At 56.9% G+C, this 11,481-nt stretch carries 9 protein-coding genes; 1 reads left to right on the top strand and 8 read right to left on the bottom strand.

Features of this window, described 5'->3' with window-relative positions; genetic code table 11:
• Positions 1 to 76 precede the first annotated feature (76 nt).
• Positions 77 to 397, bottom strand: coding sequence for an HNH endonuclease (locus AC2FLB_RS06190; protein WP_496709002.1), 321 nt, complete (start codon positions 395 to 397; stop codon positions 77 to 79).
• Between the two features lie 1,290 nt (positions 398 to 1,687).
• On the opposite strand from AC2FLB_RS06190, the gene AC2FLB_RS06195 reads away from it, so the two are divergent.
• Positions 1,688 to 2,656, top strand: a complete 969-nt coding sequence (locus AC2FLB_RS06195) for an NAD(P)-dependent oxidoreductase (RefSeq protein WP_496696795.1) — start codon at positions 1,688 to 1,690, stop codon at positions 2,654 to 2,656.
• A gap of 302 nt (positions 2,657 to 2,958) precedes the next feature.
• Here AC2FLB_RS06195 and AC2FLB_RS06200 read toward each other — a convergent pair whose 3' ends face one another.
• The 7 genes from AC2FLB_RS06200 to AC2FLB_RS06230 all read right to left on the bottom strand — a co-directional run bounded on the left by AC2FLB_RS06200 (position 2,959) and on the right by AC2FLB_RS06230 (position 11,381).
• Complete coding sequence (locus tag AC2FLB_RS06200) at positions 2,959 to 4,695, bottom strand: Mur ligase family protein (RefSeq protein WP_496708858.1); 1,737 nt, start codon at positions 4,693 to 4,695, stop codon at positions 2,959 to 2,961.
• A 14-nt stretch (positions 4,696 to 4,709) separates the two neighbouring features.
• Positions 4,710 to 7,505, bottom strand: a complete 2,796-nt coding sequence (gene cphA / locus AC2FLB_RS06205; RefSeq protein ID WP_496692217.1) for a cyanophycin synthetase — start codon at positions 7,503 to 7,505, stop codon at positions 4,710 to 4,712.
• 22 nt (positions 7,506 to 7,527) lie between these two features.
• Positions 7,528 to 8,415, bottom strand: coding sequence for a cyanophycinase (locus tag AC2FLB_RS06210; RefSeq protein ID WP_142637921.1), 888 nt, complete (start codon positions 8,413 to 8,415; stop codon positions 7,528 to 7,530).
• A gap of 55 nt (positions 8,416 to 8,470) precedes the next feature.
• Entirely contained in the window at positions 8,471 to 9,634 is a 1,164-nt protein-coding gene (iadA, locus tag AC2FLB_RS06215) for a beta-aspartyl-peptidase (RefSeq protein ID WP_496708859.1), read from the bottom strand.
• Between the two features lie 289 nt (positions 9,635 to 9,923).
• On the bottom strand, positions 9,924 to 10,238 hold the full coding sequence (locus AC2FLB_RS06220; RefSeq protein WP_142637917.1) for a DUF1244 domain-containing protein: 315 nt from the start codon (positions 10,236 to 10,238) through the stop codon (positions 9,924 to 9,926).
• Positions 10,239 to 10,326: 88 nt separating this feature from the next.
• Entirely contained in the window at positions 10,327 to 10,566 is a 240-nt protein-coding gene (locus AC2FLB_RS06225; RefSeq protein WP_496696785.1) for a DUF6868 family protein, read from the bottom strand.
• A gap of 77 nt (positions 10,567 to 10,643) precedes the next feature.
• Positions 10,644 to 11,381 (bottom strand): N-formylglutamate amidohydrolase, encoded by a 738-nt coding sequence (locus tag AC2FLB_RS06230; RefSeq protein ID WP_496708860.1) that lies wholly within the window; start codon positions 11,379 to 11,381, stop codon positions 10,644 to 10,646.
• Between the last annotated feature and the right edge of the window lie 100 nt (positions 11,382 to 11,481).

The raw sequence follows: 11,481 nt of genomic DNA on the forward strand, positions 1-11,481 counted from the left end.
CGTCGATGGGGTGGGGTCAGACACGCCATACTCTACGACAGGTGGGGCCAATCGGCGTTTCGACCGGGATGTCTTCCTATGCTCTGCTGACACAGATCGCGACCTGCGCCGCCAACCACCGGCCCGCCGCCATGCGCTGCCGCACACGCGTGCGATGAGTCTCCGGAGTCGGAGGGCATTTTCTCCTATGCCGCGCTGTGTTGCAGTACCAACAGGCGGCAACGATATTCTCGGCGGTATTCGCTCCCCCCTCTGAACGAGGGAGAAGATGCTCGGCGGTGCATCGAAGGAACTTTGGCAGTCCGCTAGATCTACAAATTGTGGGCAAACGGTGATCGAGGGCTGTGTCCCACATTGGCAGGTCACAATAGTAGCAACGCCCACTCTGTTCGAGCATCTTGGTTCGGCGGATATTCTTTAGTGCTTTTTTCACGGCACGGGTACTCCATTCAACTTCGTGAGAAGCGAATGCGCGACGCCCAGAATGGACGCTCCCCGGCGGGAAGCTTTTGCTCGCGCGAGACCCGATTTTCGTAGTTTCGCAGACCGGAAAGTGAAACCTGAAGGTTTATACCTTCAGATCTGATCAGCCTTTTGGTCTGATCAAGACAATCAAATTGTCTTCAATGCTCCTAAAATAAACGGCAGCGGGGCCTGCGTCAACACAGCCGATCAAACGAGCGCAACGTGCGGCCAGAGATGGCACGGCGTCTGAAGTCAGCGAGCGGCTATTTTTGTGGCCGCTCAGATCACTCGATAAAACTCGCCAACTCCCATAAACCGGGATGGCAACCACCGTCCCTCTGCCTGCGCTCGTCCATGGGGTGGAGTCACTAGTAGGGGATTAGTAGGGGAGCGGAGTACAACTGGAGCTAGCCACATGCGACGCCATGCAAAATGAACTGAGTAAATTGCCCAAAAATAACAGTCAGTTATGCTGACAGAGACGGCTTAATCAACTCACATCAAACCCAGTCCAACAGATTTAGAAACACATTGGTAAGGGAGAGGTCGAGAGTTCAATTCTCTCCAGCAGCACCATCTCATCTTTGCACCTCTGGTTTTCTTTGAAGCTCCGAAACGGGCGGGCAAATGACGTTGAGATATGCCTTGTTTCGACAATATCGCACTGGCTCCGCCGAAGCTGACCTACGTAGCCGACCATGTACAGCTAGGCTGCCGCAAGTTTTGTCCTGACCATCTCTCGCATATCCCTAATCCGGGGCAAACTGTCCACGCAGCCAAGCTTCCAACAGGTCGACATCGATATGCGAAACGTTCAAATGTCGGGCCGCTGCCTCGAAGCTGCGTAACCAACTATGGGTATTGGGTTTGATCTAATCTAGCGACAAATAATTTTTGTGGTAGATAGCCTGTTTTATCATTTTCACTTGCGGCTCAGGTCGCGATACAAGTTTTTGAATTGTCTCAAATCCGAACAGGAAATCTGGACTTGATCAAACCAGACGTCTCATCGACGAAAGTCAGAATTGCCGCATTCGTGGCCAATCCGGCGCTTGGCTTCGACTTCGTGGCAAACGCGGCCGGTCCTGGCGTTATTGCAGGTTCCAACGTCGTTCATCAGACAAAGGGGTCGGTGGCACCTTGTTCTCGGGAATCGCTTATCGACCGCTCACCTAGCGGATCTTTTTGTTTGGATTTTTCGTACACTCGGAAGGAATAGAAGATGAAAGTAGGGTTCATTGGACTTGGTAATGTCGGCGGAAAGCTTTCAGGCAGCCTTTTGCGGAACGGAATCGACCTGACGGTTCTTGATCTAAACCGCGACTTGATGGAAGCGGCGGCGGCCAAGGGTGCCAAGTTGGCGGAAAATGCCGCAACATTGATGCGTGATTGCGATGTCGTCATCACCTGCCTACCCTCGCCTGCCGCATCGGACGCTGTCATGCAGGAGATGCTGCCAGAGGTGAAAGAAGGCAAGATCTGGCTGGAGATGTCTACCACTGACCAAGCCGAAGCCGAACGCCTTGGCGGTATCGTCATCGCCGCCGGTGGTGCCGCAGTCGATTGCCCGGTATCTGGCGGTTGCCACCGCGCCGACACTGGAAATATCTCGATCTTTGCGGGCTGTGACCGCTCAACGTTCGAGCGAGTTCTGCCGTTACTGAAGACAATGGGACGCCGTATCCTGCATACCGGTGAGCTTGGCAGCGCCTCGATGCTCAAGGTACTTACCAATTATCTGGCCACCGTCCATCTGGTCGCCAATGCCGAAGCGTTGGTGACGGCGAAGGCTGCAGGTATGGACCTGAACACAGCCTACGAGGCGATCAAAATTTCGTCCGGTAACAGCTTTTCCCATGTTACCGAAAGCCAGGTAATCCTGAACGGTTCGCGCGATATCTCATTCACCATGGATCTGGTGAAAAAAGATGTGGGCCTGTTCCAGAGTATTGCCGAACGAAACAATGTGCCGCTGGAAGTCTCTCCCTTGATTTGCCAGATTTTTGACGACGGCATTGCACGCTATGGCGATCGCGAGCTATCGCCCAACATTATCCGTCGGTTAGAGGACGCCACCGGTCTTTCCATCCTTGCCCCCGGCTTCCCTGCGGAAATGGCGGATGACGAACCAGAAGAGCCTGGATACGAGGTGATCCCGCAGGGTTCGTCGCACGTCTCAGCCGGCAGCTAGAGCCCGTTTCGGCAGCCACGAGCAAGTTGAGGGCAGGTATCATACCTGCCCCAACGGCCAATGATCAGGGGCTCAATGCCCTTTGAACGGCGTCGCACCAGCTAACACGGCCTCGAATTGCGGGACTGTATGATGCAATGCGCAAAGCAAAAAATCCGAGGATGAGGCGGATATACGATAGGGACGACGGTCCGACAGGGCCGTATTGATATTGGGTGAGGGCGTCGGATGTGGGCTGCCGACCGCCCAAAAACTCATTTCCTAACACGCTCTCTCTGTGATCCCGACACGCGCCTCTGCTCTTACCCGTCGAGCATAGCGAGAACAGCGTCACGATCGGACAGAACCAGCAGCAAAGCGATATCATCCGGTTGTAGCTTTTCAAGTATCATTGATGCGGCTTGTGTGGGCGAAGCGGCTCTGAGTATTTGTTCTGCACCATACCCATGTTCCAACGCTGTCCTTTCGATCAGATCAGAAATTTCCCCCGGCTCGCGGCCTCTTAGATACCCTTCCAGCTCGGTTGCGACGACCACGTCGGGTTGGAAATTTAGCGCTGTCGCGGTTACGTCCCGGATATCCTGATCCGATCTGTCCCCCGCATGGCTGAGCATGATGAAACGCCGTTTTGCTGGCAAGCTCGACAGCGCATCGCAAACGGCGGAAATCGAATGCGGGTTATGTGCAAAATCCACAAAGACCCGTGCCCCGTTGTATCGGAACTCGTTGCAACGGCCTGGATTATCCTTGGCGTCTGGTTTGAACCCGGCCAACCCATCCCGAGCCGCCTGAACGGGCAAGTCCAGCGCCAAAGCCAGGCACAAGGCCGCCATCGCGTTCAGGATATTGTATTTCGCAGCGCCGCCCATGGTCAGGGGGACATCGGAAACTGCGATCACCACCTGTTCCGCTGTGCCGTCGAAAAACACGATATCACCCTGCCGCACATAGGCGCAGCACCTGTCTGCATCGCGCGCCCGGCGGATCAGGTCGTTCTGCGCGTCCAGCGAAAACCACCAGATATTCGCCGAGGTATTCTCCGCCTCGGCACGGACAAAGCCGTCATCGGCATTCAGGGCCAGCACGCCCCCCTCGGCCAATGTTCGATGTACGGCGAATTTGGCCTGGGCCAGTTCCGGCACCGTGTTGACCCCATATTGGCCCAGATGGTCGTTGGCCACATTGGTGACAGCCGCCGCCGTGGCGGCGCGGGTCGGCAGACCCCGGCGCAGGATGCCCCCACGGGCGACTTCAAGGCAGGCAACCTCCAGCCTTTTATCGCGCAGCAACATCCGCCCGCCGCCGGGGCCCGAGTAATCGCCACGGTCCAGTATATCATCGCCCACGCGGACAAACTCGGTCGAGGTTAGCCCAGCGACCTTGCCCGAAGCGCGTGCGATAGCCTCAAGCAGCCGGGTCGTAGTGGTCTTGCCGTTGGTTCCGGTGATGAACGCGACCGGGACATCATGCAGCGCAGACCAGTCCACCTCACCCGGGGTGGGCAGCCCATCAACAGGCCAAGTCTGACTGCCTGTACCATGCCCGATCGACACCTCGTCATCATCGCAAAGGATATCCACGCCATGCGCCTCAGCCGCGGCGATCAAGGCGATCAGAGCAGGATTGGCTTCCATTTCCATGACGCCTTTGACATCCGCAACCATCTGATCGAAATCTCCGGGCTCGGATGCCAGCAGTTCTGCAGCACAGAAATGCCAGGCGGTTTGCGCCGCGAATATCCCGGAATAGAGCTGATCCATCGGTGCCGAGATCGCCAGATTGACGCCGCCCGTAAAGGTACGGTGGATCAGACCCTGCCCCTGCCAGCCCAGTGCGTCCAGAACCCGGCGCGCATGCTTCTCCCACAAGTCGGTGATCTGCGTCGCGTCGATATCAGTGAAGAAAACATCCATCACCGCGCCGGGTCGGTTCCATAGCAGGCCCGGCCCGGTCAGACGCCGGGCGTCATCCACCTGAATATGGTCAACGGTCGCGCTTTCTATTATCAGCGCGGTCTCAAGCTCTTCGATCCGGTCCATTCCGGTGCCTCCGCTCAATCCGCGTCTTCGCTGATTTCACGGGCCAGACGCACGCCACGCTCATCCCGGATCAGGTTCTGGTCGCCTTCGAACATATCTTCGAACGAGGTTTCGGCGGGGGCTGCCACAGGTGCGACCTCGGGTTCTTCGCCATCAGAATTGAAATAGATGATCTGTTTCCAGCAGCGCGTTGTGTCATCACCAAAGATCACCAACAGATCGCCCTGTCCGGCCTGTTCCAACGCGGCACTGACCGCTTCGACCTCGTCGGGGATGACCGTGATGGCTGCGGCATCCACGCCGTTGTCGATCAGGGCTTGACGCATCATCTGCGGCACCTCGTCATGCCCGCGTCCGCGACGGCGGTCATCTGCCTTGCAGATGAAATGATCAAAATGTCCGGCCAGGGCGGCGGCCCCATCAACAATATCTTCGTCGCGCCGGTCGCCAGGCATCGCTACAACGCACAGCCTGCGGCCCTTGATCTCTAACTGATCGGCCAGCGCCGCCATCGCTTTCAGCGCGGCGGGGTTATGGCCATAATCGAGGATCACCTTGAAGGGATGTTCGTCATAGACATTCATCCGTCCAGGTGCCTGAAAATAGCTGGTGTCGAAGGTGCGCAGCCCATGACGGATATTATCTAGGTCCACGCCGAAACTATAGGCCATCGCGGCGGCGAACATCGCATTCTGGACGTTGAAAATTGCCTTGCCTTCCAACGTCGCCGGGATCAGATGCGACCACAGAACCGGGATATGAAGCCCGTTGTCATAGATGGTCAGCATGTCACCATTCATGCCTTTTTCAAGCACGATAGCCTTGCCGCCGGCCTTGATATGTTCCTTGACCAGACTGTGCGCTGGATTGGTCGTGACATAGAAAATCTGATCCGCTTGAGCGTAGTCGGCCATTTTCAGACAGTTGATGTCATCGGCATTCAGCACTGCAGTATCCACAGCGCTTTCAACCACCACGCGCTTGACAACGGCCAGCTCCTCGACCGTGTTTATGCCGCCAAGACCCAGATGATCGGCCGAGACATTCAGACACGCCGCCACGTTCGACCGCTGATAGCCCAGACCGGACCGCACAAGCCCGCCGCGTGCGGTTTCCATCACCGCAAAATCGACCGCCGGATCACGCAGGACGATCTGTGCGGATTTCGGTCCCGTCATGTCGCCCTTGACGCTTAGTTTACCGTCCACATAGACGCCATCGGTCGAGGTCATCCCAACGGTCTTGCCGCTGGTTTTCATGATGTGACCCAGCATCCGCGAGGTCGTTGTCTTGCCGTTGGTGCCTGTGATCGCCGCAATCGGGATGCGGGTTTCCTCATTGGCGGGGAACAGCATGTCGATCACCCTGCCCGCCACGTCGCGGGGCTGACCTTCGGACGGCGCCACGTGCATCCGAAAGCCCGGGGCGGCGTTCACCTCGACGATAGCACCGCCAATATCCTTGTAGGATTTGGTGATGTCGTCGATCAGAAAATCCACACCTCCCACATCCAATCCAACCGCCATGATGGCGCGTTCGGCCATGTCACGATTGTCAGGATGCACCACATCCGTCAGATCAATTGCTGTCCCCCCCGTCGACAGATTTGCCGTTGAACGGAGATAGAAGATCTCGCCTTCCGGCAGCACGGTTTCTTCGGTCACGCCCGCATTCTCCATCAGGCGTTTGGCCTGATTGTCGATTTCCAACATGGTCAGCACTTTCTCGTGTCCGATGCCACGGCGCGGATCCTGGTTCACGATGTCAACCAGTTCGGCAATCGTGTGTGTGCCGTCGCCAACGACATGTCCGGGGACACGCTTGGCCACCGCAACCAGTTTGTTGTTCACAACCAGCATTCGGTGGTCAAAACCGGTGATGAAGCTCTCCACCAGAATGGCCCTGCTGCGAGAATGTTCCTTGGCTTCGGCAAAACCGGCCTCGACCTCGGACTCTGAATTCAGATTGATCGAAACACCACGCCCATGATTGGCGTCAAGCGGCTTGACGACGACAGGAAACCCGATACGTCCCGCTGCTTTTGCCGCCTCGCGTGCCGAATAGACCATGCGCTGCTGTGGTACCGGCAGGCCCAGATCGTTCAGCAGATTGTGGGTATCTTCCTTGTCGCAGGAAATCTCGACCGAGATATGTTTGGTCTCAGAAGTGATGGTAGCCTGGATGCGTTTCTGATACTTCCCGTGTCCGAACTGCACCAGCGAGCCAGAGTTCAGCCTGATCCACGGAATGTCCCGCTCTTGTGCCGCCTTGACCAACGAGCCGGTCGAGGGGCCAAATTCTTTGCGCTGCGCCCGCAGCACAAAGCTGCGTAACTCATCATCCCAGTTGAAATCTGGATCAAAGTCGTAATCCACCTGGTCCTTGAGGGAGTGTGGCAACAGATGCATTAGCAGACGCATCGCCAGCTTGCCCGCATCCAGTCCGACATCGCGCTGGCGGTATTCATAAACCATGTTGTATTGGCCGGGTTCGCCAGTGCCGCGCGTTCGGCCAAAAGTCACATCCGTACCAGCTACGTTCTGAACCTCGATAGCGCAATGTTCCAGCACATGACCCAGCCAGGTGCCTTCATCTTCGCGCAGGCGGCGGATGAACCCGCCGGGTTCGCGATAGGAACAGCCATGTTCTGTCAAACCGGGAAGTGCCGCGACCAGAGCGTCGATAAATTCCGAACCAATCTTTGCCGAAGGCCATTCTTCCAGAATACCCAGATCGATAACGTGGCGAATAACCGGAAAACTTGCCCAAACATTCGGGCCGACAAAGACGTTGGTCGAAATTATTTTCATGAGGCACCCTGTTGGTTAGTTTTTATTTTCCCCCGCCGGCGCCCTCGTCCCCGGACAGGTCCGGCAATGTACAGAACGCCATATGCTCATCCGGCGGAAACGCCTGGCGAGCCGTCAGATCATAACGGCACCCTTCGCCCAGAACGTCAAGCCGAAGTCCCAGAAGGCTCAACGCCTCTCCGCGACGGGCATCCCACATCGATGAATGCGTCAGATGGCTGGCATCCACCACAGTGACCGTTCCGCTGCCCACTACCTCAAGGACGTTATCGGGCCCAATGAAGGCCGCCGTGTCTTCGTCAACGCCCAGCCCGATCAGGAAAGGGTTGAAAGATGAGGCGGTTAACAGGCGCCCCAGGCGGTTACGCTGCGTGAAATGCTGGTCAATGATGACCGCATTGGTCAAACCCATGCCCGGGGCCAGAGTGATATTGCCTTCAGCCGGGGCCGAATTGCTGCTGCCGCCTGCAACCATATGCTCGGACATGACCGACGCCCCGGCTGAGGTTCCCGCAATCGGTATCCCCGCCGCATTCCGGCGCCGGATTTTCTGAGCAACAAGCGTGCCACCCAGAATCGCCGACAACCGAAGCTGGTTCCCGCCGGTCATGAATATCCCAGTGGCGCGGTCCAACATCTCGGCATAGTCGGGATTGTCGCAATCGGCGCGGCGCGAGATGGGCAGGAACTCAACCTGACCCGCTCCAAGCTCAGAGAAAATGCGGTTATAATCCGGCCCTGTTTCTTCCAGCATCGAGGCTGTCGGGATCACGACAATATCGGCATCGCCGCCGCCGGACAGCTCCACGAATTTGCGGTGAATCTGCATTTCCTTGACGCGGTCTTCGCCACCGCCGATCGGGATGATGAACCCGCGCGGGGTCTCTGCATCAATGGGTGCAGGGCACATATCTTAACTACCTTCCGGAGCTATAGCGGGCAGCCACCGGGGACCGCGCGGACGTTCAAATCTGTTCATACATGCCGCGCCGGGCTATCTGGCCATCGCGGACATGCCATTCCCCCCGGGCCATCACATGCCGCACAGCGGTGTTTTCGTCAAGAACCACCAGATCGGCGTCCATACCCACTTTCAAACGGCCCTTTCGATGTAGCCTGAGCAGATCGGCGACATTAGAGGTCATCGGAGCAAGCGCATCAGACAGAGGCATTCCTTTATCGGTCAGGTCGCGCAGTGTTTCAGGCAGAGTGTCGGACAACCCCACACCAAACCGTGTCAGATTGCCCTCACGGTCAAAGGCCGGCAGGCAGCCACCCCCGTCAGAGCTGATGGTGAACCGGTCCGCGCGGCCACCTTGATCGCGGAATTGGATATAGGCCTCGGCGGCTGATATGCCCGGCTCGATATGCTCGCATGGGAATGCGGTCGCGTCGATGTAACATCCGTGCCGCGCCAACGCGACAGCCTGTTCAAAGAGGGGTTTGTTGCGATTGACATGAGTTGGATTGAAGACGCGTGCGGGGATTTCGCAGGTCGCGATTGCCTGTTCCAACATCGACAGGCCCCTGTCGCCGTCGCCCATATGGCAATGCACGATCCCTGCCTTGCCGGTCATCAGGCCCGCGACATGCGCCTCACTTGCGATCCGCAGAAACTCGTCCAGTGTCGGTTGGCTTGACCGGTGATCACTGATCGCCAGCTCCCCAACGCCGATAACCGGATCAAGGAATACGATATCACCCCGGGCGGAACCGGTCAGCGTGGTCAGAGGGACGTGATAGCCACCAGTGTGACACCAAGCCGAAAGCCCCTCCTCCCGCAGCCCATAGGCCTGCTGCACCAACGTCTGCGTGTTGCGGGTCAGATCGTCCGTCCCCAACACCCCGACAACCGACGTGACCCCGGCACGGGTGAACGAGGACAAGACCATCGGCGGCACCCGGCTGGCTGGCCCGGTTTCACCGCCACCACCCGTGATATGCGCATGTCCGTCGATCAAACCAGGAACAACCGATGCACCTTCGACGTCAACGACTTCAGCCTGAAGCGGATCCGGCAGTTCGGGTTGAGCGCTACCGAGGTAAATAATGCGTTCCCCCGCGGTGAGAATATGGCCTAGACCAACAGGCTCAGGCGTATAGAGCCGCGCATTCTTGATCAGTTTCAACACGTTTCATACCCGTCAGTAAGAGCAAAGACATTCTTTCTTGCACTGAAAGTCAGCAGAAGAACCATCCCTTAATTCGGAGAAAGCGTAAATGTCGGGCGCAGGCCATAAAGGCAAAATCTTAGGAGCGCTGAGGTAAAGCTGGGCATTTGCGCAATTCGCCGCGCCCGTCGCTTTCGGATCGGAACAACCGTAAGAAGCGAATGTAGCGGAGGCAGTGAAACCTTTGTTGACAGCCGCCTCACTGAGAAAAGGCCCGCTGGAATGGTGGGCCTTTCTATTTTCACGTTCAGCTCTTTTTGCCGACATTTTCTTCGAATGAGACTTCAAAAGCCGCCTGTTTTTCAGGGCTGGCTTCGGTCTGATACTTGGCTTTCCATTCGCTCATGGTCATCCCGTAAAAGATCTGACGGGCTTCGTCCTTGTCCATCTCAATGCCCTGTTCATTGGCCGCTTCCTGATACCAGCGCGACAGGCAGTTGCGGCAAAATCCGGCCAGGTTCATCATGTCGATGTTCTGAACATCGGTCCTGTCTTCCATCAGGTGCTGCTGCAACCTGCGGAATGCGGCGGCCTGAAGTTCGGTTTCAGTTTTCTGGTCCATGTTCTCGCTCCGGATGCTTGCCCAATATGTTCAAGATGACCTAACAACCAAAGCGGGCCGTTTCAATCATCAGCAACACCTCAGTGCGCTAGGCCAGTTTCAACGCCAGCCAGGGCACGATGGAAAAGATAAGCACCAGAATTTTGTAATTGGCCAGATACCTGAAATACGCACGTTTTACATCCGCGCGGTCCATCTGGAACATCCGACTATGGATGCCAGCCGCCCAATCCTGCATCAGCACGACCATCAGGGTCGAAAATAGTAACACAGCAAGGTTGATCACCACCATCCAGCCGAAAACAGATGTCAAAAGCTCTTGCGTCATGATCGCCTCCTTTCGCCTGATATATGGGGTTTCGGGCGTGGTCGCTCAATGGTGCGTGCGCTCTCAGCTGCCGAAAGTCACAATTCGCTATGCGAAAGGGCGTCTTCCAGGACAATTCCCAGACGCTCGGCCCATGCACGCTGCCCCGCGTGATCGGCGATCAGGTCATTGCGCAGTTCGATTAACGCATTAGGGCGGCCAAAGGCAGTGCAATGCTTGTCGATCGCATCGCCCGGCAGAACGCCAGTATAGGGTTCATTGACGCCAACACATAGGTCCTTTTCAGCCTGCAACCGGTGGATCAGTGGGCGCGAAAAACGCTCATCCGGAGTGTGCAGCACACCGACATGCCAGGGACGCGGTTCGCGTCCACGCAACTGCCGGGTGAAAGAATGCATCGACACGATCACCGCATGGGGCAGTGCGGCCAGCTCAGCCAATGCCCTATGGTAAGGGCGGTAACATATGTTCAGACGCCGCTCGCGCTCATCCGCATCGGCGCTACGGTTGCCGGGAATGATTGACCCATCATACAGTTTCATCACAAGAGTCGGGTCGTCCTCGCCTCGGTTCGGATCGATCACAAGGCGCGAGAAATTCGCGGCGATCACAGGCGCGTTCAGAATTTCACCCAGATGTTTCGATACTTCATAGGCGCCCACGTCATAGGCGATGTGGCGCTCCATATCCTCACGCGGCAAGCCAAGATCCCCACCATTGATTCCCGGTGGAACAGTATTGGTCGCGTGGTCACATGTGATCAGCCAGCGGGAAGGGCGATCCGCGCCATGGATAAAAAACGGAGAATACGTCATAAGCCTGTCATGTTGTTTCCGGCAGGTTTAGGACAGTTGCTTCGGAAAGGGAATTGCGCAATAAGCGGGCAGAGTCGATGTTTGCGGTAACATTCGCGCA

It is taken from the genome of Ruegeria sp. CDSA236, from assembly GCF_059611285.1.

Coding starts and splice junctions, on each gene's coding strand:
- AC2FLB_RS06230 (WP_496708860.1), bottom strand. CDS start 11,381: ATGACGTATTCTCCGTTTTTTATCCATGGCGCGGATCGCCCTTCCCGC.
- cphA (WP_496692217.1), bottom strand. CDS start 7,505: ATGAAAATAATTTCGACCAACGTCTTTGTCGGCCCGAATGTTTGGGCA.
- AC2FLB_RS06190 (WP_496709002.1), bottom strand. CDS start 397: ATGCTCGAACAGAGTGGGCGTTGCTACTATTGTGACCTGCCAATGTGG.
- AC2FLB_RS06195 (WP_496696795.1), top strand. CDS start 1,688: ATGAAAGTAGGGTTCATTGGACTTGGTAATGTCGGCGGAAAGCTTTCA.
- AC2FLB_RS06200 (WP_496708858.1), bottom strand. CDS start 4,695: ATGGACCGGATCGAAGAGCTTGAGACCGCGCTGATAATAGAAAGCGCG.
- AC2FLB_RS06210 (WP_142637921.1), bottom strand. CDS start 8,415: ATGTGCCCTGCACCCATTGATGCAGAGACCCCGCGCGGGTTCATCATC.
- AC2FLB_RS06225 (WP_496696785.1), bottom strand. CDS start 10,566: ATGACGCAAGAGCTTTTGACATCTGTTTTCGGCTGGATGGTGGTGATC.
- AC2FLB_RS06220 (WP_142637917.1), bottom strand. CDS start 10,238: ATGGACCAGAAAACTGAAACCGAACTTCAGGCCGCCGCATTCCGCAGG.